Source organism: Variovorax sp. J22G73, from assembly GCF_030317035.1.
Classification (GTDB): domain Bacteria; phylum Pseudomonadota; class Gammaproteobacteria; order Burkholderiales; family Burkholderiaceae_C; genus Variovorax.
Genome location: NZ_JASZYK010000003.1, coordinates 552,871 through 578,351 on the forward strand (window position 1 = coordinate 552,871; position 25,481 = coordinate 578,351).

At 69.2% G+C, this 25,481-nt stretch carries 22 protein-coding genes and 2 riboswitches; of the genes, 10 read left to right on the forward strand and 12 right to left on the reverse strand.

Annotated features, from left to right (window positions below):
* The first annotated feature begins 9 nt into the window (after nucleotides 1-9).
* Nucleotides 10-1,449 (forward strand): N-acyl-D-amino-acid deacylase family protein, encoded by a 1,440-nt coding sequence (locus QTI51_RS15145; protein ID WP_286514837.1) that lies wholly within the window; start codon nucleotides 10-12, stop codon nucleotides 1,447-1,449.
* A gap of 46 nt (nucleotides 1,450-1,495) precedes the next feature.
* Here the strand turns inward: QTI51_RS15145 and QTI51_RS15150 are convergent, their stop codons facing one another.
* The gene (locus tag QTI51_RS15150; protein WP_286514838.1) at nucleotides 1,496-2,170 is read right to left on the reverse strand and encodes a DUF2625 family protein; all 675 of its coding nucleotides are present in this window, start codon (nucleotides 2,168-2,170) and stop codon (nucleotides 1,496-1,498) included.
* Between the two features lie 198 nt (nucleotides 2,171-2,368).
* Here QTI51_RS15150 and QTI51_RS15155 point away from each other — a divergent pair, with 198 nt between their 5' ends.
* Entirely contained in the window at nucleotides 2,369-3,670 is a 1,302-nt protein-coding gene (locus QTI51_RS15155; protein ID WP_286514839.1) for a UDP-N-acetylglucosamine 1-carboxyvinyltransferase, read from the forward strand.
* A gap of 73 nt (nucleotides 3,671-3,743) precedes the next feature.
* On the opposite strand, the gene QTI51_RS15160 is transcribed toward QTI51_RS15155, so the two are convergent.
* Complete coding sequence (locus tag QTI51_RS15160) at nucleotides 3,744-4,781, reverse strand: hypothetical protein (protein ID WP_286514840.1); 1,038 nt, start codon at nucleotides 4,779-4,781, stop codon at nucleotides 3,744-3,746.
* A 114-nt stretch (nucleotides 4,782-4,895) separates the two neighbouring features.
* Here QTI51_RS15160 and QTI51_RS15165 point away from each other — a divergent pair, with 114 nt between their 5' ends.
* Both QTI51_RS15165 and QTI51_RS15170 read left to right on the forward strand, forming a co-directional pair.
* Nucleotides 4,896-5,939 carry an NAD(P)H-dependent flavin oxidoreductase gene (locus QTI51_RS15165; RefSeq protein ID WP_286514842.1) on the forward strand — a complete coding sequence of 348 codons (1,044 nt, stop codon included), beginning with the start codon at nucleotides 4,896-4,898 and terminating at the stop codon, nucleotides 5,937-5,939.
* A 23-nt stretch (nucleotides 5,940-5,962) separates the two neighbouring features.
* The gene (locus tag QTI51_RS15170; protein WP_286514843.1) at nucleotides 5,963-6,637 is read left to right on the forward strand and encodes an alpha/beta hydrolase; all 675 of its coding nucleotides are present in this window, start codon (nucleotides 5,963-5,965) and stop codon (nucleotides 6,635-6,637) included.
* 48 nt (nucleotides 6,638-6,685) lie between these two features.
* Here the strand turns inward: QTI51_RS15170 and QTI51_RS15175 are convergent, their stop codons facing one another.
* The gene (locus QTI51_RS15175) at nucleotides 6,686-7,321 is read right to left on the reverse strand and encodes a TetR/AcrR family transcriptional regulator (RefSeq protein WP_286514845.1); all 636 of its coding nucleotides are present in this window, start codon (nucleotides 7,319-7,321) and stop codon (nucleotides 6,686-6,688) included.
* Nucleotides 7,322-7,371: 50 nt separating this feature from the next.
* Between QTI51_RS15175 and QTI51_RS15180 the strand changes: the two genes are divergently transcribed.
* Entirely contained in the window at nucleotides 7,372-8,499 is a 1,128-nt protein-coding gene (locus QTI51_RS15180; protein ID WP_286514847.1) for a DUF2855 family protein, read from the forward strand.
* Between the two features lie 136 nt (nucleotides 8,500-8,635).
* Nucleotides 8,636-9,559 (forward strand): DUF3014 domain-containing protein, encoded by a 924-nt coding sequence (locus QTI51_RS15185; protein WP_286514848.1) that lies wholly within the window; start codon nucleotides 8,636-8,638, stop codon nucleotides 9,557-9,559.
* A gap of 3 nt (nucleotides 9,560-9,562) precedes the next feature.
* Here QTI51_RS15185 and QTI51_RS15190 read toward each other — a convergent pair whose 3' ends face one another.
* Nucleotides 9,563-10,309, reverse strand: coding sequence for an SDR family NAD(P)-dependent oxidoreductase (locus tag QTI51_RS15190; RefSeq protein WP_286514849.1), 747 nt, complete (start codon nucleotides 10,307-10,309; stop codon nucleotides 9,563-9,565).
* A 157-nt stretch (nucleotides 10,310-10,466) separates the two neighbouring features.
* Here QTI51_RS15190 and QTI51_RS15195 point away from each other — a divergent pair, with 157 nt between their 5' ends.
* Nucleotides 10,467-11,414, forward strand: a complete 948-nt coding sequence (locus tag QTI51_RS15195; protein ID WP_286514850.1) for a LysR family transcriptional regulator — start codon at nucleotides 10,467-10,469, stop codon at nucleotides 11,412-11,414.
* Between the two features lie 128 nt (nucleotides 11,415-11,542).
* Nucleotides 11,543-13,150: an alpha/beta fold hydrolase gene (locus QTI51_RS15200; protein ID WP_286514851.1), complete on the forward strand. Its 1,608-nt coding sequence runs from the start codon at nucleotides 11,543-11,545 to the stop codon at nucleotides 13,148-13,150.
* Here QTI51_RS15200 and QTI51_RS15205 read toward each other — a convergent pair.
* From QTI51_RS15205 to QTI51_RS15230, 6 genes are all read right to left on the reverse strand, one after another.
* The gene (locus tag QTI51_RS15205; RefSeq protein ID WP_286514853.1) at nucleotides 13,093-13,824 is read right to left on the reverse strand and encodes a Crp/Fnr family transcriptional regulator; all 732 of its coding nucleotides are present in this window, start codon (nucleotides 13,822-13,824) and stop codon (nucleotides 13,093-13,095) included. The genes QTI51_RS15200 and QTI51_RS15205 overlap by 58 nt on opposite strands.
* A 19-nt stretch (nucleotides 13,825-13,843) precedes the next feature.
* Nucleotides 13,844-16,774: an aminomethyl-transferring glycine dehydrogenase gene (gene gcvP / locus QTI51_RS15210; protein ID WP_286514855.1), complete on the reverse strand. Its 2,931-nt coding sequence runs from the start codon at nucleotides 16,772-16,774 to the stop codon at nucleotides 13,844-13,846.
* A gap of 160 nt (nucleotides 16,775-16,934) precedes the next feature.
* Nucleotides 16,935-17,306, reverse strand: coding sequence for a glycine cleavage system protein GcvH (gene gcvH / locus QTI51_RS15215; protein WP_116909673.1), 372 nt, complete (start codon nucleotides 17,304-17,306; stop codon nucleotides 16,935-16,937).
* 70 nt (nucleotides 17,307-17,376) lie between these two features.
* The gene (gene gcvT, locus QTI51_RS15220; protein ID WP_286514857.1) at nucleotides 17,377-18,591 is read right to left on the reverse strand and encodes a glycine cleavage system aminomethyltransferase GcvT; all 1,215 of its coding nucleotides are present in this window, start codon (nucleotides 18,589-18,591) and stop codon (nucleotides 17,377-17,379) included.
* Between the two features lie 45 nt (nucleotides 18,592-18,636).
* Nucleotides 18,637-18,747, reverse strand: a riboswitch (glycine riboswitch).
* 12 nt (nucleotides 18,748-18,759) lie between these two features.
* A riboswitch (glycine riboswitch) is annotated at nucleotides 18,760-18,850 on the reverse strand.
* A gap of 33 nt (nucleotides 18,851-18,883) precedes the next feature.
* Nucleotides 18,884-19,486 (reverse strand): hypothetical protein, encoded by a 603-nt coding sequence (locus QTI51_RS15225; protein ID WP_286547620.1) that lies wholly within the window; start codon nucleotides 19,484-19,486, stop codon nucleotides 18,884-18,886.
* Nucleotides 19,487-19,587: 101 nt separating this feature from the next.
* Entirely contained in the window at nucleotides 19,588-20,355 is a 768-nt protein-coding gene (locus tag QTI51_RS15230) for a L,D-transpeptidase Cds6 family protein (protein ID WP_286514859.1), read from the reverse strand.
* A 361-nt stretch (nucleotides 20,356-20,716) separates the two neighbouring features.
* On the opposite strand from QTI51_RS15230, the gene QTI51_RS15235 reads away from it, so the two are divergent.
* The gene (locus tag QTI51_RS15235; RefSeq protein ID WP_353506526.1) at nucleotides 20,717-22,438 is read left to right on the forward strand and encodes an ABC transporter ATP-binding protein/permease; all 1,722 of its coding nucleotides are present in this window, start codon (nucleotides 20,717-20,719) and stop codon (nucleotides 22,436-22,438) included.
* Between the two features lie 112 nt (nucleotides 22,439-22,550).
* On the opposite strand, the gene QTI51_RS15240 is transcribed toward QTI51_RS15235, so the two are convergent.
* Nucleotides 22,551-23,342, reverse strand: coding sequence for an SDR family NAD(P)-dependent oxidoreductase (locus QTI51_RS15240; RefSeq protein WP_286514860.1), 792 nt, complete (start codon nucleotides 23,340-23,342; stop codon nucleotides 22,551-22,553).
* A 94-nt stretch (nucleotides 23,343-23,436) separates the two neighbouring features.
* Complete coding sequence (locus QTI51_RS15245; protein ID WP_286514862.1) at nucleotides 23,437-24,426, reverse strand: alpha/beta fold hydrolase; 990 nt, start codon at nucleotides 24,424-24,426, stop codon at nucleotides 23,437-23,439.
* A 122-nt stretch (nucleotides 24,427-24,548) separates the two neighbouring features.
* Between QTI51_RS15245 and QTI51_RS15250 the strand changes: the two genes are divergently transcribed.
* Nucleotides 24,549-25,469, forward strand: a complete 921-nt coding sequence (locus QTI51_RS15250) for a LysR family transcriptional regulator (RefSeq protein WP_116913451.1) — start codon at nucleotides 24,549-24,551, stop codon at nucleotides 25,467-25,469.
* Nucleotides 25,470-25,481 lie beyond the last annotated feature (12 nt).

The following is a 25,481-nucleotide window of genomic DNA, read 5'->3' on the forward strand; positions in this document are numbered from 1 at the left end:
GGGGCGCGCATGTTCGACCTGATCATCGAAGGCGGCACCGTCATCGACGGCACGGGGGCGCCACGCCTGCGCGCGGACGTGGCCATTGCGCAAGGGCGCGTTGCCGCCATCGGCGCGCTGTCGGCGCTCGCGGCCCGTGAGCGCTTCGACGCGCGCGGGCGCATCGTGGCGCCGGGCTTCATCGACGTGCACACGCACGACGACCGCCTGCTGCTCGACACGCCCGTGGGCGCGCACCCCAAGCTGTCGCAAGGGGTGACCACGGTGGTCACCGGCAACTGCGGCGTCAGCCTGGCGCCGCTGCAGGCCGCCACCTCGCCGCCCGCGCCGCTGGACCTGCTGGGCACGGACGCCTGGCGCTTCGCGCGCTTCGGCGACTACCTGGACGAGCTGGAAGCCTCGGGCCCCGCGGTGAACGCGGCATGCCTCGTCGGCCACTCGACCTTGCGCGTGCGCCACATGGACCGGCTGGACCGCGAGGCCACGTCGCACGAAGCGCAGCGCATGGCCGGCGACCTGGCCGACGCGCTGGTGGCGGGTGCCATCGGCATGTCGACCGGGCTGTACTACCCGCCGGCCAGGGCCGCGAGCACGCAGGAGGTGGTCGCGGTCGGCGCGCCGCTGACGGGCGCCGGTGGCGTCATCACCATGCACATTCGCGACGAGAGCGATGCCATCGACGAGGCGCTGCGCGAGGCGCTGCTGATCGGGCGCACGCTGGGCGTGGACACGGTGCTGTCGCACCACAAGCTGGTCGGCAAGGCGAACCATGGCCGCTCGGTGCAGACGCTGGCGATGATCGAGCAGGCCGCCGAGGGCCAGCCGGTGTGCTTCGACTGCTACCCCTACAACGCCTCTTCCACCATGCTGCTGCCTGGGCGCGTGGCGCAGTCCGACGACGTGCGCGTGACCTGGTCGAAAGCCGATGCCAGCGCCGCCGGGCAGTCGCTGTTTGTGCTGGCACGCGAGCGCGGCGTCACGCCGGAGCAGCTGGCGCAAGACCTGCAGCCTGCGGGCGCCATCTATTTCGCGATGAGCGAAGCCGACGTGAGCCGCATCCTGGCCCACCCGATGGCCATGGTGGGCTCTGACGGCCTCGCGCACGACGTGAGCCCGCACCCGCGCCTGTGGGGCACCTTCCCGAGGGTGCTGGGGCACTACGTGCGCGAGCGCCGGCTGTTTTCGCTGGAGGCAGCGGTCCACAAGATGACCGGCTTGAGCGCGCGGCGCTTCGGGCTGCGGGGCCGGGGCGTGCTGGCGCCGGGCCACCATGCGGACGTGGTGGTGTTCGACGCGCACCGCGTGGCCGACCGCGCCACCTTCGCCCACCCGACCGAGGTGAGCGCGGGCATCGACGCGGTGTTCGTCAACGGCCGCCTGGCTTGCAGGGACGGCCGCAGCCTGGACGTGCACGCCGGTCGCGTGCTGCGGCACGGGCGGGCGGACTGATCGGCTGAGCGGCTCGCGGACGCGTCTGGCGCGTCTGGTGTCGGGCCTACCCGACCACCTTGGCCGCCAGCTCGGCATTGACCGCGTACTGCTCCGCAACGCTCACGGCCTTGCGCGAGCTGATGTGCACCGAGCCTTCCTTCGCCCAGAGAAAGGGATAGAAGTTGAAGCACTGGTCCGCGCGCAGGGCCTGCACGTCCGCCTCCCAGCCGCTCCAGCGTGAGCTGCCGTAGAACACCTGCAGCCGGTCGGTCGAGGCCCATTCGAGAAAGTCGCTGTAGCCGATGTCGAGCGACTCCCACGCGAGCGTCTCGGGCGCCCAGTAGTACACGGCACCGGCGTCGTCGCCCAGCCCGCCGCCGTTCAGCGCGAAGAAGCCGCCCAGCACGTCGTCCGCCACCAGAAGGAAGCCGGCCGCGCTGGTCGACTGCTGCGCGTTCCAGTCGACGATGTTGCGCGGCAGCCGGGCATGCCCCGAGCCGAGCACGCGCAGCCAGCCGTGGTCGATGAGCAGCCCGCCGGTGTCGTAGGCGACCGCGCCCATGGTCGAGCGCGTGGTCACCTGCAGCGCGAGCAGCACGCGGGCGCGGTCGGCTTCGGTGGGCGCCAGGATCTCGAAGGGGTGGTTGGCACTGGCGTCGGCGTTGGCGGCCGCAGCCCATTCCTGTAGCAGCGGCAGGGCGGCGTCTTCGGTGTCGATCAGCTCGTCAAGCGTGCGCATAAGAGGTTGCTAAGAAGTTGGTTCGAGGAAATCGTCGCGATGTAACGCGAAAGAATTGTTAATTCGGCGACTTTCAATTTGAAGTTCTTACAACTTCAGCGCCGTACATGCTGCTTTCAGACGGTAAAGTGCCGGTCTCCGGTTTCGGATTGTCCGCGACCCTTTCACCACCGCCTCTCGGTCCCCCCCGCTTTCTTCATGTCCAACCTCATCGTGCACGGCGGTACGCCGCTGCGTGGCCGCGTCATTCCTTCCGCCAACAAGAACGCCGTGCTCCCGGTGCTCTGCGCAACGCTCCTGACCTGGGAGCCCTTGCGACTGCTCGGCGTGCCCGACATCACCGACGTGCGCAAGATCCTGGACATCTTCCGCACCCTGGGCAGCGAGGTGCACATGGACCACGAGAGCGGCACGCTCGAACTGCACCACCGCGAGACCAGCTTCGACGCCGCGCGCCACCGGCTGCCGGAAGAGATGCGCTCGTCGATCATGCTGGTGCCGCCGCTGCTCGCGCGCTTCGGCGTGGCGCGGCTGGAAGACAACGTGAAGGGCTGCACGCTGGGCGTGCGCGAAATCGACCCGCACGTGGAAGTGTTCCAGCGCTTCGGCGGCGAGGTGGAGCGCACCGAGGGCTCGCTGCTGGTGCACAGCAAGGGCCGGCTCACGCCCACGGACCACTGGCTGGACTACGCCTCGGTCACCACCACCGAGAACTTCGTGCTGTGCGCGGCGGCGGCGGGCGGTACATCGACGCTGACCAACGCCGCCTCGGAGCCGCATGTGCAGGAGTTCTGCCGCTTCATGGCCATGATCGGCGTGCGCATCGAGGGCATGGGCACCTCGCGGCTCACGGTGCATGGCGGCGGCACGCTCACGGGTGGCGAGTTTCGCTTCGACGAAGACTTCCACGAGATCACCACCTTCCTGGCGCTGGGCGCCATCACCGGCGGCGACGTGGTGGTGCGCAACAGCGCGCCCGAGAACTTTCCGCTGCTGGACCGCACCTTCGCTAAGTTCGGCGTGCAGATCGTGCATGAAGACGGCTGGTCGCGCGCCATCCGCAGCGGCCCGCTGAAGGTGCAGACGCCGTTCACGAGCAACGTGCTCACCAAGGTCGAGGCGGCGCCGTGGCCCTACTTTCCGGTCGACCTGCTGCCGATCTTCATTGCGCTGGGCGTGCGCGCGCAGGGCAACGCGATGTTCTGGAACAAGGTGTACGACGGCGCGCTGGGCTGGACCGGCGAGCTCTCGAAATTCGGCGCGCACGTGTTCTCGTCGGACCCGCACCGCCTCATCACCTTCGGCGGCAACCCGCTGACGCCCGCGGTGGTCGAGAGCCCCTACATCATTCGCGTGGCGATCGCGCTGTTCATGGTGGCGGCGAGCATCGAGGGCAAGTCGGAGATCCGCAATGCCGCGCCCATCCGCCGCGCGCATCCGCGCTTCGTGGAAAACCTGCGCAGCCTGGGCGTGCAGGTGGAGTGGACCAGCGAGGAATGACGCGCGCGGCCTGCGCTCGCTAGCGGGTTCGCTGGTTCGCTGGTTCGCTGGCGAGGGAGCGGGCCTTCGGCCGTCAGAACGACGGCACGGGGTTCTTGCCTTCGGTCAGCACGTAGGCGCCGTTGCGCCAGGCGTAGACCAGCGTGGTGTCCACCGTGTCCACGCGCCGGGCCTTGGCGCCGCTGGTGCGCTCGCCCTTGAACACGATGCGCAGCTCGCCGGGCGTGGTGTCGTCGGCACCGGGCGCGAAGGCCGGCGTGCCGCCGATGTCGTAGCACTCGCCGCGCGGCGGCTCCTCGGGCTTCTGCGACTTCAGCACCTTTTCGCAGGCCTCGTCGGCGCCTTCGTTGGTGGCCGACAGCGCGATGGACGGGACCAGCGTGCGCACCGCGCCCGCTTCCAGCCCGTACACCGACAGCCACTGCCCGCAGTAGCCCTGCCAGCAGCTGCCGTTGGTGATGGTCAGGCCGAAGCGCTGCGGCGCGATGCGCTCCACCTTGGTGGTGCCCAGGTTGCCCATGAAGCCGAGGTAGTCGACCGCGTCGTTGCGGCTCGCCAGCTTCCAGCCCTCGGGACCTTGCTCGAAGAAATAGGCGCCCAGCCACGCGCCGCTCACGTGGCCGTCCATGGGCTGGCCCTGGTCGTCGAGCGGCACGGTCTCGGTCAGCATCACGGCGTGCGTGTCGTCGAGCTTGACGACCTCGCGCGGCGACACCCGGGCGTTCTGCTCGGCCGCGCTGTCGGGCACGGTCTTGCCGTCGTTGCCGGTCTCGGGCAGCGAGACGATGTCGGGCTGGCCCGGCTTGGCGTTGGGGCCTTGCGAATCGGGGAACACCAGCGCCATGAGTTCGGCGCGCTTGAGCGAGGTCGCCGCGGTGGCGGGCGCCGCGGATGCCGCTGCCGTTGCTTCTGGCGCTGCGGCGGCTGCTGCCGTGGTCGTTGCAGCGGGCGCGGCAGCTGTGCCGACGGCCGCTTCCTTCTGCGGGCAGCCGCCGAGCGCGAGCAGGGCGGCGGTGGCGGCGGCGACCGCGGCGGTGCGCTGCAGCGGCTTCGAAAGAACGGACGGGAGCGAGGTCGTAGGGGTCGCAGGGGTCGTGGTGGGGCTGGGCATGGCCGCCATTCTGCCGAAGCCGAATGGCGATGACCCTGTCGCCGCGGTGACCTCCGGCTTGGCGGGACAATGCCCGGCATTCCGACGACCCGCACGACAAGGAGCACTTTCACGATGGCCACGCTGCAACAACTTCTGGGCACCGAACTTCCCCTCATCCAGGCGCCGATGGCCGGCGTGCAAGGCAGCGCGATGGTGGTCGCGGTGAGCAACGCCGGCGCGCTGGGCTCGCTGCCCTGCGCCATGCTGAGCCCCGAAATGCTGCGCAACGAGCTGACCGCCATCCGCGCGGGCACCGTCAAGCCCTACAACGTCAACTTCTTCTGCCACACCCCGCCGGCCGCGAGCGCCGAGCGCGAGGCCACGTGGCGCTCGGCGCTGGCGCCGTACTACGCCGAGTTCGGCATCGACGCGGCGAGCATTCCGGCCGGCCCGGGCCGCAACCCCTTCAGTGCCGACGTGGCCGACCTGCTGGCCGAGTTCCGCCCGCCGGTGGTGAGCTTTCATTTCGGGTTGCCGCCCGAGACGCTGCTGGCGCAGGTGCGCGGCTGGGGCGCGAAGGTGCTGGCCTCGGCCACCACGGTGGAAGAGGCGCTGTGGCTCGAGGCGCACGGCGCCGACGCCGTCATCGCGCAGGGGCTCGAGGCGGGCGGCCACCGCGGCCACTTCCTGTCGCACGACCTCACCAAGCAGCTCGGCACCTTCGCGCTGCTGCCGCAGCTGGTGCGCGCGCTGAAGGTGCCGGTGATCGCGGCTGGCGGCATTGCCGATGCCGACGGCGTGGCCGCGGCCATGGCGCTGGGCGCGGCGGGCGTGCAGGTGGGCACCGCCTACATGCTGGCGAACGAGGCGACCACCAGCGCGCTGCACCGCGCGGCGCTCCAGAGCGAGGCCGCGCGCCACACGGCGCTGACGAATCTCTTCACCGGCCGCCCGGCGCGCGGCATCGTCAACCGCGTGATGCGCGAGCTGGGCCCCATCGGCGCGGCGGCGCCGGAATTTCCGCTGGCCACCTCGGCCATCGCGCCCTTGCGCGCCAAGGCCGAGGCCCAGGGCAGCGGCGACTTTTCTCCGCTATGGTCGGGGCAGAACGCCACCGGCTGCCGCGAGGCTTCTTCCGCGGACATCACACGCGCACTCGCCCAGGGCTTTCGTTGAGCGACGTGCGAGCAACCCGAACCATGACCCAACTCCACCTCCCCCTCAAGTTCCTTGAACACCCCGCGCAGCCTTCGGTGCGCGAGCCCTGGCTGCTGGTGCTGATGCACGGCGTCGGCAGCAACGAGCAGGACCTGTTCGGCCTGGCGCGCATGCTGCCGCCGCAGTTCCACGTGCTGAGCCTGCGCGCGCCCTATGTGCTGTCGCCGGACTCTTACGCGTGGTTCGAGTTCCAGGTGCTGGCCAACGGCGAGCGCCACATCGACGAAGAGCAGGAGCGCGAAAGCCGCTTCCTGGTCGGCGAGATGCTTGCCTCGGCCGCGCAGCAGCTGGGCATTCCGCCGGAGCGCGTGGTGGTCGGCGGCTTCAGCCAGGGCGGCATCATGGCGCTGTCGCTGCTGCTGACCAAGCCCGACACGGTGCGCGCCGCGATGGTGTGGCACAGCCGGCTGCTGTCGCAGGTGGTGCCGCACGTGGCGCCGGCCGAGGCCTTCGAGGGCAAGGCGCTGTGGGTGAGCCACGGCAGCGCCGACAACGTGATCCCGCCCAGCGCCGCGCAGGTCACGCGCGACCTGGCGCGCACGCTGCCGCTGGCGTTGTCGGGCGCGGATTTTCCGGGCGCGCACGAGCTGCGCCCGGCCGAGCTGCAGGCCACGGTGGCCTGGCTGCAGTCGCTCAGCGCGCCGACGGGCGCTTGAGGCGAAGGGTCAAAACGGGCGGTTGAAGCGGGCGATTGAAACGGGCGGTCAGGGCATGCCGGCGCCCAGCCGCGCCATCGTCATCGCCTCCATCTCGCCGACCCAGTCTTCGTTGCCCATTCCCGTTCCAGCTTCGGGCTGCACCAGCAGCCGGTAGCGGCGCCCGCCCCACGCGGCCGTCAGCAGCGCGTGCACCGTGGCGCCCGACGGCTGCGGCCGCAGGTCGGTGCAGGCCGCGAAAGCCAGCGCCCATCGCGCGGCGAGTTCGTCGTACACGCGGCGGTGGTGCTTGGGCTCCGCCACGCGGTGCTCGAGCATCAGCATCTCGTGGTCGAACGCGGGCAGGCCGTCGAGCTGCGTGTCGCAGGTGATGCGCACCAGCCGCTTCACGCGCTCGCGCCATGCAAGGTCCGAAGGCGCGACCACCTCCGCATCGATGCGCGCGAGCAGCGCCTCGATGCAATGGCGCACGTAGCCCGACAGCAGCGCCTCCTTGTCGGGAAAGTAGTCGTACAGCGTGCCCACCGCAATGCCGGTTTCCAGCGCCACGGCGCGCGTGGTCACGCCCTGCCAGCCGTGCGCGTTCCAAATCCGAACAAAGGCGTCGTAGATCGCCTGCACGGTGAACTTGCCGCGTGCCTGCGTGGGGCGTTTCAGGGGCTTGGAGCGGGGGGTGTCCGGCATCGGCGGGTTTTCCGAACCCGCTGCGAAGCGGGTCGCCATACAGTTTGCGAATGAACAACGCATTCACTTTAACGCGCCTGCAGACGCGCAAGAACGCCCTCGGCACCACCCGTGTCGTGACCACGCCGGACGACGGCGCGCTGCAGCCCGGCGAGGTGCTGCTGAAGATCGGCCGCTTCTCGCTGACCACCAACAACATCACCTACGCGGCCTTCGGCGACGCCGTCATGAAGTACTGGCAGTTCTTCCCGACCGGCGATGCCGACTGGGGCCACATGCCGGCCTGGGGCTTCGCCGACGTGGTGGCCTCCAACGTGGAAGGCGTGGCCGTGGGGGAGCGCTTCTACGGCTACTTTCCCATTGCGAGCCACCTGCGCATGCAGCCCGTGCGCGTGACCCCGCGCGGCTTCTACGACGGCGCGCCGCACCGCGGCGAACTGGTGTCGGCCTACAACCAGTACATGCGCTGCAGCCAGGACGCGGGCTACGTCGCCGCGCTGGAGGACTACCAGATGCTGGTGCGCCCGCTGTTCATCACCTCGTTCATGCTGGCCGACTTCCTGGAAGACAACGGCTTCTTCGGCGCCAAGCAGATCGTGGTGTCCAGCGCATCGAGCAAGACCGCGTTCGGCACCGCCTTCTGCCTGGGCCGGCGCGAGGGGCTGGCGCTGGTGGCGCTCACGTCCGGCGGCAACCGCGCCTTCGTCGAAGGCCTGGGTTGCTACGACCGCACGCTGGCGTACGAAGAAGCGACGACGCTGCCCGCCGATGTGCCCACGCTGTACGTCGACTTCTCGGGCAACGACGCGCTGCGCGCCACCCTTCACCACCACTTCGGCGACGCGCTGGTGTACGACTGCTATGCGGGCTCCGCGCAGAAGACCGAGTTCCTCGGCGACACCAGCGCGCTGCCCGGCCCCACGCCGCAGCTGTACTTCGCGCCTGTGCAAATCCGCAAGCGCAACGCCGACTGGGGTCCGCAGGAGGTGAACCGCCGCTTCAACGAGGCGCAAGGCAAGTTCATCGCGGAGCTCGCCGCGCCCGGCAACCGCTGGATGGCGCTGGCGCAGGGCGAAGGCTTCGCGCATGCGCAGGCGGTGATCGCGGACCTGCATGCAGGCAAGGTCGATCCGCGGCTGGCGCATGTGGTGCGGATCGGGGACAGCGCGGGCGGTTGAACTGGTTGACCTTCCTGAACTTTCACGTGGCGCGCGCGTCACAGGGCGTTACGACGGCAGGCCCCGGGTGTCACCCGAATTGGTGCACCATCGCCTTTCGCCTCCCCTGAAAGTTCTCGCAAAAGGAACCGACCCCATGTCCGACAGCGACATTCGCGACACCCGCGACCGCCCCGAATTCAGGCCCCGCCGCGAGACACCCACCGGCGCCATCGTCGTCGCCGTGCTGGTGCTGCTCGCCGCCGCGTTCTTCGCCTGGCGCTGGTACCAGCAGCAACAGCAACAACCCGCCGAGCCCACGCCCGTGGCCGAGGCCCCCAACGACGCGCCGGCCCCGCCGCCGCCCGTTGCCGCGGCGCCCACGGGGCCGCAGAACCCGGTCGATGCGCTCGCGCCGCCCGATGCCGCGCTGCCCAAGCTGGCCGAGTCCGATTCGCGCGTGATGAAGGCGCTGGCCGAGCTGCTGGGCGCCAAGAACGCGGAGACCTTCCTGCGCTCCGACGGCATCGTGCATCGCTTCGTGACCACGGTCGACAACCTCGCGCGCGAGCAGGCGCCGGCCAACGCATGGCCGGTGCAGCCCACGGGCCAGCGCTTCATCACCGAAGGGCAGGGCGAGGCGCAGGCCATCTCGGCGAACAACGCCGCGCGCTACAACGCCATCGTGCTGCTGGCCCAGTCGGTCGACCCGGCCAAGGCCGCGGCCGTGTACGCCAGGCTGTATCCGCTGTTCCAGCAGTCGTACGAAGAGCTGGGCTACCCGGGGCGCTACTTCAACGACCGGCTCATCGCGGTCATCGACCATCTGCTGCAGGCGCCCGAGCCCACGGGGCCGGTGCAGGTGCGGCTGGTCGAGGTGAAGGGCGACGTGCCCTCGCAGCGCCCGTGGGTGCGCTACGAGTACGTCGACCCGCAGCTGGAGTCGATGTCCTCCGGCCAGAAGATCATGGTGCGCATGGGGCTGGAGAACGAGCGCAAGGTGAAGGCGAGCCTGCGCGGGCTGCGCCAGCAGATCGCCACGGGAGAGGTGGCGAGCGCGGGCAAGAAGAAGCAGCCCTGAAGCTCACAGCTTCGACCCACCATCCACCCGCAGCGTGTCTCCCGTGACCCAGCGCGCGCCGTCCGACGCCAGAAACGCGATCGCACCTGCGATGTCGTCGGGCTGCGCCACGCGCTGCAGCGCCTGCAGCGACAACGTGAAGTCGCGGCCCGCGTCGGTCTTCGCGAACTTCGACATGTCGGTCTCGACCACGCCCGGGGCCACCGCGTTCACGCGGATGCCGCGCGCGCCGAGGGCCGAGGCGAAGTGCTTCACCAGCGTGTCGATGGCGCCCTTGGTCGCGGCATAGGCCGACAGCGCGCCGACCGAGGCGTGCGCGGCCAGCGACGACACCAGCACCACGCTGCTGCCATTGCCGAGGATGGGCAGCAGCTGCTGCACCAGCAAGAAGGGCGCGCGCACGTTGACGGCGAACATCTGGTCGAAGGCCTCGACGGTGGTCTCCTCGATGGTGCCGCCGACCGACACGCCGGCATTGGCCACGAGGATGTCGAGCCGCTCGCCCACCACCTCGCGCACCTGGCGCGCGAGCAGGTGCGGGCCGTCCGGCGCGCCGAGGTCGGCCTTCACCGCGTCGGCACGCCCACCCGCGGCGCGGATGTCCGCGACGACGGCGTCGGCCTCGGCGGCGGCGCTGCTGTAGTGCACGAGCACCTGCGCGCCGGACTGGGCGAGCGCCAGCGCGCTGGCGCGCCCGATGCCGCGCGACGCGCCGGTGACGAGGGCTGTTTTTCCTTGGAGCGGGTTCATGTCTGTTTCCTTTCAAGGCAGACGCAGAAGGTATTGCTGTCTGCCGGGGTTGCTTCGGCGGGTCGCCTTTGCATGAGAGTGAATCTAGGGCTCGGGTGCATGCTTCACAAAGACTTTGTAAGCTGGGCCCCATACCTCACAGGCATGGAGCCTTCTCATGGAACTGCGTCACCTCCGCTACTTCGTCGCCGTGGCCGAAGAGGGCAGCCTCACGGTGGCGGCCGACCGCAGGCTGCACACCGCGCAACCTTCGCTGAGCCGGCAGATTCGCGATCTCGAGTACGAAGTCGGCACGCCGCTGCTGACGCGCAACGCGCGCGGCGTGGCGCTCACGGCGGCGGGCAAGGCCTTTCTCGACCATGCGCGCCTGGCGTTGGCGCAGGTCGAGGCGGCGGGCGAAGCGGCGCGGCGCGCGGCCATGCCCGCCAAGACTTCCTTCGCGCTGGGCTTCTTGACGGGGCAGGAGATCGACTGGCTTGCCGAGGTGATGCGCACGCTGCGCGATGAGCTGCCGAACATCGAGGTGACGGTGCACAGCCAGTACTCGCCCAGCCTGGCCGAAGGGCTGATGCGCGGCCAGCTCGACCTGGCCTTCATGCGCCGCGAGCCCGACCTGCCGGAGCTGGTGTTCAGGCGGGTGACGCAAGAGCCGCTGGTCGTGGTGCTGCCGAGCGACCACGCGCTGGCCGCGCGCGAGCGCGTCGACCCGCGTTCGCTCGCGCACGAGACCTTCATCCAGGTGTCAGACACCGCACCTGCGCTGCGCCGCGTGATCGACGACTACCTGCGCCAGAACAAGCTCGCCGTCACGCCGGGGCATGCGGCCGACAACCTCGCGATGGCGATCTCGTTGGTGGCGTCGACGCGCGGGGTGGCGCTGCTGCCGGTCTATGCGCTGAACTTCCTGCCGTGGTCGGTGGTGAGCCGGCCGCTCGAAGCCGTGGCGGGCGAAGGCACTGGGAAGGGGCGAGGCAAGGCGAAAGGCGAGGTGCCGAGCATCGACCTCGTGGTGGGCTACCACAAGGCCAACAGCTCGCCGCTGCTGCAACTGTTCCTGTCCCGCATGGACGAGATGGTCGCGCGCGTGGCGGCGAAGGCGCACTAGACGACGTGTTCTGCGGTGCACTCTGTGGAGCGCTCTGTTGTGCGCGCTTTGTTCCGGCCGGGACAATTCAGCGCCGTCTTCGTTCCTAGAGTCGCGTGCTTCGACATACGCAACGAGGCACCACAACAATGAAGACAAACATCCGCGCCACCGTGCTGAAGGCAGCGGCGAGCGCCGCGCTCCTGCTCGCTGGCGCACTGCACGCACAGGCCGCGACGGTGCAGCAACTGTCCGTGCAATCCGCCGTGCCCGACCCGCTGGCCGGTGCCGATGAGGTCAAAGGCACCAAGGTCGCGTTCACGCTCTTCCTGCCCGACACGAAACCCGAAGGCGGCTACCCGCTGGTGCTGCATGCGAGCGGCTTCGGGCTGCCGCGCCTGCAGGCCTTGCCGCCGCGCGACACCGACCCCGCAGCGAGCTACTGGGCGCGCCTGGACCGGCTCGTGCCCACGCTGGTGGAGCGCGGCTTCGCGGTCATCAGCTTCGACCACCGGGGCCACGGCGACAGCGGCGGCGACAGCCGCATCATGGATCCGCAGGCGGAGATTGCCGACATTCGCGCGCTGGTCGACTGGGCCGAGCGCGAGCTGCCCTTGCGCAAGGGCGCCGACGGCCGCGCGCGCATCGGCAGCATCGGCGGCTCGTACGGCGGTGGCTACCAGATGCAGCTGGCGCAGCAGGAGCCGCGCATCACCACGGTGATTCCGTCGATGACCTGGTACGACCTGCAGCATTCGCTGGCCCCGCAAGGCGTGCTGAAAGAAGGCTTCGTGCAGTTCGAATGCTTCATGGCCCAGCGCGGCAAGGTGCGCGACGGCGGGCTGCTGCGGCCCCTGTGCGACGCCGCACCCAAGCCGGGCGCATGGGCGTGGAACGACATCGGCGCCGACGCCCCGCGCCTGCGCGCGGCCTACCAGGCGCACGGCACCTCGGGCGCGAGCTGGGCCGGGCAGCCGGTGCGGCGCGTCGATGCGCTGGTGGTGCAGGCCAGCGAAGACGTGCTGTTCGACATGGGCGAGGGGCTGCGCAACTGGCGCGAGTTGAAGTCCGGCGGTGGCGACGTGCGGCTGATGGTGCTGCGCTCGGGCCACGTCAACCCGCGCGCCGGCCAGCGCGAGAAACCCGCGCGGTGCGGCACGGTCGATGCCATGGACGCGATGCTGGCGTGGCTCGATGCGAAGCTGCGCGACCAGGGCGCCGGGCTGTCGTCGGTGCCCTCGCTGTGCATCGCGCTGGACGACGGCACGGCCTTCCAGGGGCTGACGCCTGTTGCCGCGCAGGTCGGCGCGGCGCTTGCGCCGACGCTGGTCGAAGCGGGCGCCAAGGGGCTTCGGTTCGTGGCGCTGCCGGCCGATGTGCTGGCGCGCCAGGGGGAGGGAGCTGTATTGGCCGGCGTGCCCGAAGCGGAGCTCGACGTGCAGCCGAAGGCCGGCCCCGGCGTGGCGCTGGTGGGGCTCGCGCTGCGCCGCCGAAACGGCGATGTCACGCTGCTGTCGGACCAGGTGGTGCCCGTGCCTCCGGGCCGGCACCGTGTCGCGCTGGGTGGCGTGGCCGCGCGCATGCAGCCGGGCGACGAGCTGGGCGTGGCGCTGTTCGCCACGCATCCGCAGTACGTGTGGGCGCCAACACCCGGCACATTCGCGGAGGCACCGGTGGCCGGCATCACCGCCGACAACGCTTATGCGGTGTCGGGCCGCGTGTGGCTGCCGCTGTCGACCGACGCGGCGCCGCAGTAGCCGCGCAGCGCATCGAGCCGCTGCAGCGTGACGACCTGGTAGCCGAGCTGGAGCAGGCCCTCGGCCTCCAGTTGCTTCAGTGCCGTGTTCAGCCGCGGGCGCGACATGTTGCAGTAGTTCGCCAGTTCCGCCTGCGACACGCGCAGCGCCAGCGAGCGCGGCGGAAAGGCCGAGGGGCTGAATAGCGACGCCAGGCTCTGCGCCACCTTGGCGACCGGGTCCAGCGTGCGGTCCGACAGCGTGAGCGCCATCGACTGGGTGAGCCGCTCGCTCATCAGCCGCAGCACGAAGCGGTTGAACGCGGGGTTGGTGTCGAGCAGGTGAAAGAACGCGGCCTTGGGCAGCTTGATGACCACCGCGTCTGACAGCGCCACCGCATCGCACACGCGCGGGCTGTCTTGCAGCAGCTCGACCTCGCCGACCCAGCTGAAGGCCTGGCCCATGAAGGTCACCGGCTTGCCCGAGGCCGAGGTGGTGCACAGCTTCATGCTGCCGCGCGCCATGCCGACCCAGTGCTCGGCCGCATCGCCGCGGTGCCAGATGGGCTGGCCCGCCGCGAGCTCGACGAAGCGCAACTGCGGCAGCAGCGCCGCGCCTTCGGCATCGCTCAGCGTGTGGGCCCACACGCAGTCGCGCCAACGCGACTTGAGCGACGCGAGCTCGTGCGGGTCCACGCGCGCCTCCACGCGCGGGTCAGGCCCTGTCGGCGGCCTGCGCAGCCTCTTCGGTTTCGTTGTACTCGCCCACCGGCACGCAGCTGCAGAACAGGTTGCGGTCGCCGTACACGTTGTCGACGCGGCCGATGGGGGGCCAGTACTTCGCGTGCTTCAGCTCGGCCAGCGGGAACGCGCCGAGTTCGCGCGAGTAGGGGTGTGCCCATTCCGCGCCGAGCAGGCTGGCCGCGGTGTGCGGCGCGTGCTTGAGCGGGTTGTCTTCCTTCGGCCACACGCCTTCCTCGATGCGGCGGATTTCGCCGCGAATGGCGATCATCGCGTCGATGAAGCGGTCGAGCTCGGCCAGGGGCTCGCTCTCGGTGGGCTCCACCATCAGCGTGCCGGGCACGGGGAAGCTCAGCGTGGGCGCGTGAAAGCCGTAGTCGATCAGGCGCTTGGCCACGTCTTCGGCGGTGACGCCGCTGGTGTCCTTCAGCGGGCGCAAATCGAGGATGCACTCGTGCGCGACATGGCCGTTCGGGCTTGCGTACAGCGTGGGGTAGTGGTCCTTGAGGCGCGCGCTGATGTAGTTGGCGCTCAAGATGGCCGTTTCGGTCGCGGCCTGCAGGCCCTTGGCGCCCATCATGCGGCAGTACATCCAGCTGATCGGCAGCACGGCCGCGTTGCCCAGCGGCGCGGCGGACACAGCCCCCACGCCGTGCGAAGCAACGCCCGCCGTGGCGTGGCCCGGCAGGTACGGCACGAGGTCTTCGACCACGCACACCGGGCCCACGCCCGGCCCGCCGCCGCCGTGCGGAATGCAGAAGGTCTTGTGCAGGTTCAGGTGGCTCACGTCGCCGCCGAACTCGCCCGGCGCGGCCACGCCGACCAGCGCGTTCATGTTGGCGCCGTCGACGTACACGCGCCCGCCGTGTTCATGCACCAGCTCGCACAGTTCCTTCACGCGGGTTTCGAACACGCCGTGCGTGCTGGGGTAGGTGATCATCACGGCGGCCAGCTTGTCGCTGTGCTTCTCGCAGGCGCGCTTCAGGTCGTCCATGTCGACGTTGCCCTGCGCGTCGCAGGCCGTCACCACCACCTGCATGCCCACCATCTGCGCGCTGGCCGGGTTGGTGCCGTGCGCCGAAGACGGAATGAGGCAGATGTTGCGATGGCCCTCGCCCTTGGCTGCATGGAAGCCCTTGATGGCCAGCAGCCCCGCGTACTCGCCCTGCGAGCCCGCGTTGGGCTGCAGGCTGATGCCCGCGTAGCCGGTGGCCTCGCACAGCCAGGCGCGCAGCTGCGCGTCGAGCTGGGCGTAGCCCTGCAGCTGCTCGGCGGGCGCGAAGGGGTGGATGTTGGCGAACTCGGGCCAGGTGATGGGGATCATCTCGCTGGTCGCGTTGAGCTTCATGGTGCAGCTGCCCAGCGGGATCATGCTGCGGTCGAGCGCAAGGTCCTTGTCGGACAGGCTGCGGATGTAGCGCAGCATCGCGGTCTCGCTCTTGTGGGTGTTGAACACCGGGTGCGTGAGAAAGGCGCTGGTGCGGCGCAGGTCCTCGGGAATCAGCGGCACGGCGCTGGCGGCCAGGTCGTCGAAGCGCGGCATCGCGGTGCCCGCGGGCACGAACAGCGCCCACAGCGTTTCGACGTCGGCGCGCGTGGTGGTCTCGTCCAGCGAAATGCCCAGGTGGTGCTGCAGCCGCTGGCGCAGGTTGACGCCGCCAGCCTGCGCGCGCTCGATGATGGCGTGCGTGTCGTCGCCGGTGCTCACGGTGAGCGAGTCGAAGGCGGTGGCGTTGACCGGCTCGCGGCCCATCTGCGACAGGCCCTTGGCCAGGATGGCGGTGAGCGCGGCCACGCGCTGCGCGATGCGCGTGAGGCCGTCGGGCCCGTGGTACACGGCGTACATGCTGGCCACCACGGCCGGCAGCACCTGCGCGGTACAGATGTTCGACGTGGCCTTTTCGCGGCGGATGTGCTGCTCGCGCGTCTGCAGCGCGAGGCGGTAGGCGGGCTGGCCGTGCGTGTCGACGCTCACGCCCACCAGGCGGCCGGGCAGCGAGCGCTTGAACGAATCGCGGCAGGCCAGGTAGGCGGCGTGCGGGCCGCCGTTGCACAGCGGCATGCCGAAGCGCTGCGTGGTGCCGCAGACGATGTCGGCATCGAACTCGCCGGGGGCCACCAGCAGCGTGAGCGCCAGCAGGTCGGCCGCGACGATGAGGGCGGCGTCGCACTGGTGCGCATGGCCCGCGAGCGGACGCAGGTCGTGCACATGGCCGGTGGTGGCGGGGTACTGCGCGAGCACGCCGAAGAACTCGCCGCTCACCATCAGGTGCGGCAGCGTCTCGGACACCGTGCTGACCTTGACCTCGATGCCCAGCGGCGCGGCGCGCGTCCTGATGACCTCGATGGTCTGCGGGTGGCAGTCGCCCGACACCAGGAACACGTTGCTCTTGCTCTTGACGCTGCGCTTGGCCAGCGTCATGGCCTCGGCGGCGGCCGTGGCCTCGTCGAGCATCGAGGCGTTGGCGATGGCCATGCCCGTGAGGTCGCACACCATCGTCTGGAAGTTGAGCAGCGCCTCCATGCGGCCCTGCGAAATCTCGGCCTGGTAAGGCGTGTACGCGGTGTACCAGGCGGGGTTCTCCAGGACGTTGCGCAGGATGACGCCGGGCGTGTGCGTGCCGTAGTAGCCCTGGCCGATGAAGCTCCTGAACACCTTGTTCTTCGACGCCAGCGTCTTCAGCTCGGCCAGCGCGTCGGCCTCGGTCACCGGCGCGGGCAGGCGCATCGGCCGGGCGCGGCGAATGGCCGCGGGCACGATGCCGTCGATGAGCTCGGCCCGCGTGGCCGAGCCGATCACCGGCAGCATGCGCGCCTCGTCCGCCGCATCGATGCCGATGTGGCGGGCAAGGAATTCTTCGGCGTTCTCTAGTTCTTGCAAAGAGGGAAGGGCGGGCGTCGGCATGGCGGTGACTGTCTATCGGCGTTGATAAAGGAACTCGGCGGAAAAGAACTCAGCGGAAAGAGCTCAGCGGTCTGCGCCGGGCCGCCCCAAGGCGGGCCGCGCCTTCCCCGTCGGGGACGGAGAAGCACACGAAGCGGCAAGCCGAGGGGCAAACATCATTTCAGGATTCGGCGGCGAACTTGTCGTAGCTGGCCGAGTCGAGCAGCGCGTCGAGTTGCGCGGGTTCGCTCAGCTTGACCTTGAAGAACCAGCCGCTGGCCAGCGGGTCGCTGTTGGCCAGCGAGGGGTCGGCGCGCAGGGCCTCGTTCACTTCGACGATCTCGCCCGACACGGGCATGAACACGTCGGCGGCGGCTTTCACCGACTCGACCACGCCGGCCACTTCGCCCTGGGCAAAGCTCTTGCCGACTTCGGGCAGGTCGACGAACACCACGTCGCCCAGCGCGTCCTGCGCGTGCACGGTGATGCCGACGGTGGCGGCATCGCCTTCGGCCGCCACCCATTCGTGGTCCTTGGTGTACTTGATGCTCATGGAAAAACTCCTCGTGGAAAAAATGTTTCGGGGTGCAGAGCCTAGCCGGGTCCGGGGGCGGTCGGCAGTCTCAGCCGCGGTAATAGCGGGTCGGCACGAAGGGCAGGGTCGAGACTTCCATCGGCACCGGCTTGCCGCGCACGATGGCCTGGATGCGCGTGCCCGGCTCGGCGAACGCCGTGGCCACGTAGCCCATGGCGATGCAGCGGTCCGCCGTGGGGCCGAGCAGGCCGCTGGTGACGATGCCGATGTCGTGGCCCTCGAAGGACTGCAGCAGCGTGCCGTCGCGCACCGGAATGCGCTCCAGCGCCACCAGGCCCACGCGCTTGCGCTTGAGCGTGTCGTGGTCGGTGTGGCCGGCCGCGCCCGGGGTGGCCGCGGCGAGCTGTGCCAGGATCCTGGCCGCACCGGGAAAGCTGCCTTCGCGCGCGCCGCCGGCGCGGCGCACCTTCTGCATCGCCCAGTTGAGCGAGGCCTCGACCGGCGTGGTGGTGGTGTCGATGTCGTTGCCGTACAGGCACAGGCCGGCCTCGAGCCGCAGCGAATTGCGCGCGCCCAGGCCGATGGGCTTCACCTCGGGCTGGGCGAGCAGCAGGCGGGCCAGCGCCTCGGCGTCGGTGGCGGCCACCGAGATCTCGAAGCCGTCTTCGCCGGTGTAGCCGCTGCGGGTGACGAAGGCTGGCACCTTCACGTCGCCTTCGCCGATCTGCACCGCGCCGCCGGTCATGAACACGAAGCGCTCGATGCCGGGCGACAGGCGCGCCAGCGTGGCCGCCGCCTGCGGGCCCTGCAGCGCCAGCAGCGCGTGGTCGGGCAGGGGTTGCACGGTGCAGCGGCTGCCGATCTTCTGCTGGATGTGCGCGATGTCGGCCACCTTGCAGGCGCCGTTGACGATCACGAAGAGCGAGCCGTTGCCTTCGTTGAAGAACATCAGGTCGTCCAGGATGCCGCCCTCGTCGTTCAGCAGCAGGCCGTAGCGTTGCTTGCCGGCGGGCAGGTCGATCACGTCGACGGGCATCAGGGTTTCGAAGGCGGCCGCGGCGTCGGGGCCGACCAGGCGCAGCTGGCCCATGTGGGAAATGTCGAACAGGCCGGCCGCGTCGCGCGTGTGCTTGTGCTCGGCCATCAGGCCGGCGGGGTATTGCACCGGCATGGTGTAGCCGGCGAAGGGGACCATGCGGGCGCCGAGCTCGACGTGCAGGTCGTGCAGGGGTGTCTTCAACAGGGTGTCGGAGGCGGAAGCAGCGGAAGCGGCGGGAGCAGCGGAAGCAGTGGAAGAGGCCATGGGGCACTCCAAAGGGGCAGACGAAATCCATGACGCAAGCCATGGGCCACCCCTGCTGTCCGCTTTACCTGAGAGATTCGCCCCACGATCGGGGTTTGCTCCTTCGGTGGGCCGTTGCACCGTGGTGTGCGGCGGCCTCTCTCCAGCAAGGAAACGCCGGTGTGCACCGGCGCCTTGTCAGTCCTTTTGCCTGAGCGTTCGGGAATCCCCTGCGCCTTCGGCGGCCCCGTCGCGCGGGGCTCTCTCCTGACCCGGGCGAGTGTAGTGGATCGCGGCGCGCGGGGCTTGGGCCTCAGTGAACGATTTCGGCCGGCGGCAGCAGCCGGTCGATGCGCTCGCGCAGCGACTCGGCGCGCTCGGCCCCGGCCGCCTTCTCGACCTCGCTGAGCATCAGCGCGGCAATGGTCATCATCGCCTCGCGGTCGCGCGCCTCGCGCAGGGCGTCGCGCATCTGCGTCGCGAACTTGGGGTCGCGGCGCACGAACATGCGCTCGCAGATGTCGAACAGAAACATGCGCGTGGTCGCCAGCGAGCGCTTGCCGTCGAAGCTGTCGGCCGAGGTGCTGACTTGGATCGGGTCGACCGCCGGCAGCGCCGCCATGGCTTGCGCCGCCTGGGCGTCGCTGGCCGCCTGCGCGGCCTGCGATGCCTGCGATGCCAAGAGGGCGGCCTGGGCGGCAGCTACAGCCGCCGCGTGCGGGTCTTGCAGGTAGCCGCGCTGCACCAGGGCCGACAGCGCCTGCTCTGCCTCGTCCCGCGTGCTGAACAGCGGGCTGAAGTCGGTCAGCGAGCGCCGGCCGTCGGCCATGAGCAGCAGCGCGCGCTCGCGCTGGCTGAGCGTGCGCTGGCGGCCCTGGAGTTCGTCGCGCGCCTTGTCGGTCTTGGTGGGAAACATGGCAGCCACAGCTTTTTCGGGAATCGAGGGCTGCAGCATCGTTGCAAGTGGTGACATCTTCATGAACGTTCTACTTACACGGGCAATCGCCGCTGTCGAGCTCAGCCGCCTGCGATTTCCTTGCGAATGAGCCACTGGTTGCCCACGCGCCGCAGTTCCAGCGTCTTGCGACTCTTCTCGCGCAGCTTGTCGGCGCTGTACGTCTGCTGGAAGCTGGCGCTCGCCGCCTCTCCGGTGACGCTGATGACCAGGCTGTCGATGTCCACGCGAATGGCGGCTTTGTCGGCTATGCGCGCGCGCCGGTCGGCCTCCCAGGCTTTGCGGTCCTGGCCGCGGGGCGGGGTGAATTCGGGTGAGTAGCTCGCCAAATAGCGTGCCACGTCGCGGGCGGACCAGGCGGCGGCCCAGGCGCGTACGGCGGCTTCGACCTCGGCGATGGCGGCGGCTGGGTTGGCTGGCAAGGGGGCGGACTTTGCGGTGGCCGGTATCGATGTGGGTGTGGGTGCGGGTACGGGTGCGGGCCGCGGCTCCGGCGCTGCCGGCGTAGCGCTGAAAGCGGCCGTGGCCAGCAGCGCGCTGCCCAGCAGGCATGTCAGTGGTCGAAGCATGGTGCGGTTCCCTCCTGTTCGTGTGCAGATCTCGAGCAGCGGCGGCGGCGGAGCGACACCCTCGGTGACATTGCTCGCCCTAGTGCGCATCACCGCGGCCGTCATGGTGCCGAAAGACTTTTCTCCGCCCAGCGCCTGCAGCGGCATCTGCAGCTTGCCGTTGTTCAGCACGCCGCCGACCGGCCCGCGACGCGCCCCGCGATCCGTCTTGTCGGATGCCCAATCTGCGCGCATTCGTCCGACAAGGCGGGATGCCGACATTCGCTAGCCTTGGCTTAGGGCCGATCGCGCGTGAGTTCGATCTGCCGCGGTTCTACTTAAGCTGCGTGCGACCTAAGAACCTGTGCCCAGCTGTGCTGGGCTTTTTTCTGCCGCAAGCAGTCGTTTTTTGCCAAGCCTTCAAGCTTCAATTTCCTTGCTCCCCATCTCCATGCTTGAACGAGCTGCCGATCCTCTTGCCGATGCGGTCGCGACCGCTACTACCTCCGCCGCGGCTGCAGATGCGCAAGACATCCCTCCAAAGCCACAGTGCACATCACCAACAACGCCGCCTCTGCCGAAGCGTCCCCGCGCCGTGCTTCCGCCGGGCCTTTCCCTCGCGGCATGGAAACAGTTCCTGCGAGTGGCAAAGCCCTTCTGGCTGGGAGACAAGCGCTCCACTGCCTGGACGCTGCTCGGGTTGCTCGTCGGCTTGATGCTGCTCGACACCCAACTCGCAGTGATGCTCGTGGCCAAGACGGGTGAGCTGACCTCGGCGCTCGCCGCCAAGGACGCAGACCGCTTCTGGGGCGCCGTGCGCGGCAGCCTGATCGTGCTGGCGATGGCGGTGCCGGTCTATGCCATCTACTACTACATGCGCGACTCCTTCGCCAACCAGTGGCGCAAGTGGCTCACCGCGCGCTTTCTCGATGGCTACCTGGGCAAGCGACGCTACTACCACCTCGGCGCGGATGCCAGCATCGACAATCCCGACCAGCGGATCGCGGAAGACATCAACACCTTCACCGGGCGCAGCATCAATTTTCTGCTCGTCGTCCTGGGCTCATCGATGCAGCTGGTGGCGTTCAGCGCGGTGCTCTGGGGCATCAGCAAGCTTCTGGTGGCCTTCCTGGCGATCTATGCCATCGTCGGCACGGTGGTCGCGCTGTGGATCTTCGGCCAGCCCCTGATCCAGCTGAACTTCTGGCAGCTCAAGCGCGAAGCCGACTTTCGCTTCGACCTCATGCGCCTGCGCGAGAACGCCGAGAGCATCGCGTTCTACCGGGGCGAGCCGCAAGAGCGCGCCCAGATTGACCGACGTTTCGAAGACGTCTATGCCAACTACGACAAGCTCATCAAGAAGCAGCGCAGCCTGAACCTGTACCAGCGCGCCTACAGCCAGCTCACCTTGGTGCTGCCGGTCGTGATCCTCGCGCAGGGCGTGCTGAGCGGCGAGCTGGAGGTGGGGCGCGCCACCCAGGCCGTTGCCGCCTTCGCCGCGGTGTTGACGGCGGTGACGGTGATTGTGGACAACTTCGAGTCGCTCAGCAAGTTCGTCGCCGGCATCGGCCGGCTCGACATGCTGGCCAAGGCCGTCGCCTTGCCCCAGCTGCACAAGGAACCCGCCTCGCCCGCAGTCTCCGTCGAGGCCAGCGAAGGCAAGCGCATCGCCTTGCACGAAGAGGGGGACGCGCTGCTGATCGAGTCGCTCACGCTGTATACGCCGGGCTTCGGCCGGCTATTGCTGGAAAACCTGGAGCTCGAACTGAAACCCGGCAACGGCCTGCTCATCACCGGCCCCAGCGGAAGCGGAAAAAGCAGCCTGCTGAGGGCGATAGCCGGCCTGTGGGACCACGGGACCGGAACCGTGCGTCGCCTGCCGTTGCACAGCTTGATGTTCCTGCCCCAGCGCCCCTACATGCCGGTCGGGAGCCTACGGCAGCAGCTGTTGTACCCGGCGCGGGAGGTCGAGGGCCTCACGGACGAACGGCTGGCCGAGATCCTTGCAGAGGTGCAGCTTCCAAGCTTGATGGAACGCGTCGGCGGACTCGATGCGACGCAGCATTGGGAAAAGGTGCTGAGCATGGGTGAGCAGCAGCGCCTGTCGTTCGCGCGCGTGCTCGTCCAGTCTCCCGGCTTCGTCATCCTCGACGAAGCCACCAGCGCACTCGACGACGCCAACGAGGCCGCGCTCTACCAGCGCTTGAAAGACGAGGGCGTCACGCTCATCAGCATCGCGCACAGGGCTGCCGTGGTGCCGTTTCATACCCACGTGCTGTGCTTCGGCGGCGACGGCAGCTGGACGCTGAAGGACACGGACGCGTTTCTTGCAGAGCGTCGAGGCGAGGAGGAGAAAGCCGCCTGAAGGGGCGGCCGTACCCCTGCGCAGCCTGTGGCACGCGGCGACTCCCTGGCGAGCCGCTGGCGTGGCACGCTCGACCCGCCTCCACGCTCACCGCGCCTTCGTCAGAACGCTCTCAGAACGCGCTCTTCACCACCCCGCCGTCCACCCGAAGCGCCGCACCCGTGGTCGCCGACGCGAGCGGGCTCGCCACGTAGGCCACCAGCGAGGCGACTTCCTGCGGCGAGGCGAAGCGCTTGATCAGCGAGGTCGGGCGAATGTTGTGGAAGAACTCTGCCTCCACCTGCTCGAAGCTCTTGTCGCTGGAGCGCGCCATGCCTTCCACGAAGTCGCCGACGCCGCGCGATTTCGTCGGGCCCGGGAGCACGCTGTTGACGGTGATGTTGGTGCCCGCGACCGATTCCGCCAGCCCGCGCGACACCGCGATCTGCGCGGTCTTCGTCATGCCGTAGTGAATCATCTCGGTCGGGATCTGCACCGCGCTCTCGCTCGAGATGAAGATGATGCGGCCCCAGTTCGCGCGCTTCATTTCCGGCAGCACCAGGCGCGCCAGGCGCACGCCGCTCAGCACGTTCACGTCGAAGAAGCGCAGCCAGTCTTCGTCGGGAATGTCTTCGAAGGCCTTGGCCTCGAAGATGCCCAGGTTGTTCACCAGGATGCCGATGCCGGGGTGGCGGCGCACCACTTCCTCGGCGGCGTCGGCGCGGCTGAGGTCCCCGGCAAAGCCGAGCACCGTGCCTTGCGTTTCCGAGCGGATGCGCTCCACCGCCTCGTCGACCGCCGCCTGCGATCTGCCGTTGACGATCACGCTGGCGCCTTCTTGCGCCAGCGTGCGCGCAATGGCGTAGCCGATGCCGGCGGTGCTTCCGCTCACCAGGGCGAGCTTTCCGTTGAGTTGCAGGTCCATATTGGATCTCCTAGGTTGGTTCGACGTTCATGTTCGTTGAGTTCCGCGGTTCTTGCCAGCCGCGGGGGCGGCAAGCTTGCCGCCCGCTTTCCGGTCAGCCCAGGAAGTTGACCAGCGCCGGAATGACCTGCTCCGGCGCCTCTTCCATCAGCCAGTGCCCGGAGCCCTTGACGATCACGCCCTGCACGTTGGTCGCGACCATCTTTCCCTGCTCGATCAGGAAGGTGCCGCCGGCCTTTTCGCCGGAAAGCACCAGCATCGGCATGGGCAGCGGGGTCTTGCCCAGTTCGGCGAACTCGGCCGCATCCTGCTCGAAGGCCTTGAAATATTCAAACCCCGCGCGCATGCCGCCGGGCTGGGCGTAGGCCCTGGCGTAGAACTGCCGATCGGCTTCGGGCACCGAGTGTTTCGGGTCGGCCGCGAAGTCGTTCCAGAAGTGCTCGAAGTAGATGCGCTCGCGCCCCTTCACCAGCGCCAGCGGCGTTGCGCCGTGGAAATGGAAGTGCCACAGGTCGCGCAGCAGCCACACGTTCTGCCACGCGCCGATGCCGGGCAGGAAGGCGTCCATGAGCACCACCTTGTCGGTCTCGGCGGGAAACTGCGCGGCATAGGCGTAGGCCACCATCAGGCCGATGTCGTGGCCGACGATGCTCACGCTGCGAAAGCCGAGCGAGCGCACCAGCTCGTGGATGTCGACGGCCATGTTCTTCTTGCCGTAGCCCGTCTCGGGCTTGGACGAATCGCCGGCCCCGCGCAGGTCGGGCACCAGCACGGTGTGCGACTTGGCCAGCAGCGGCATCAGCGGGTTCCACATGTGGCCGGTCTCGGCGTAGCCGTGCAGCAGCACGACGACCGGGCCGCTGCCGCCGATGCGGTAGTGGATGCGGGTGCCGTTCACCTCCGCGCTGCCCGAGCGAAAGCCGCGCACCGCGTCGGCGGCCGGGGCGGCGTTCGCGGCATTCGCGGCATTTGCGGTAGTGCCCAGGGCCAGGGCGGCGCCGAGGCCGACGGCGCCGGCAAGCAGCGAGCGGCGGGTGGAGATGGGCGCAGAGGTGGCTGCGGGGGTGAAATCGGTGTCGGTCATCTGGAACTTCCTTTCTGTCGAGTTGCTGGGGTGAGGTGAATTTATGATTCAGCTTCACTTCCATAAAGAGGCCAAAAGTGGTTTACTCATTCAGCTTTTATGAATGATTGGAGGTTGGCCCCATGGACCGATTGCGTGCGTACGAAGTGTTCGTCACCGTGGTGGCGCGGGGCAGTTTCACCAAGGCGGCCGACGCGCTGGACACCTCGCCGGCCAACGTGACGCGCTACGTCAACGAGCTGGAAGCGCACCTGCACACGCGGCTCATCAACCGCACGTCGCGCCGCCTGTCGCTCACCGAAGGCGGCGAAGCGCTGTTCGACCGGGCGAAATCCATCCTGGAGGAAGTGGCCGAGACCGAGGCCCTGGCGACCACCGCGTCGCTGCAGCCGCGGGGGCGCCTGCGCGTCAACGCGCCGCTGAGCTTCGGCAGCCTGGTGCTGGCGCCGCTGTGGCCGAAGTTCATGGCGAAGTACCCCGACGTCGAGCTCGACATCGCGCTCATCGACCGCGTGGTCGACATCGTCGAAGAGGGCTTCGACCTGGCCATTCGCATCTCGCGCACCACCTCGGGCAACCACATCGCGCGCCGCCTGGGCCGCTCGCCCAACCTGGTCTGCGCCTCACCCGCCTACCTGGCGGCCCACGGCATGCCCGAGGTTCCGGCGGACCTGGCGCGCCACCCGTGCCTGGGTTACACGTACGGCGCGACCTCCGACGAGTGGCAGTTCGCCGGCCCCGGCGGAACGCTCGAATCCGTGCGCGTGCGCTGGGTCTTGCGGGCCAACAACGGCGACACCGCCCGCGCCGCGGCGCTCGCCGGCGCGGGCGTCATCTGGCAGCCGAGCTTCGTGATCGGCGAGGACGTGCGCGCCGGCCGGTTGGTCGAGGTGCTGCCCGGCTATCACATGCCGCCAGTGGACATCCTGGCGATCTATGCCAGCCGCCGGCACCTCAGCGCGAAGGTGCGACTGATGGTCGACTTTCTGGTCGAGGCCTTGCAAGGTGCACAGGCAGAAAAAGGCGAGCGGGCAGCGGGTTGAAGGCGGCCGCCA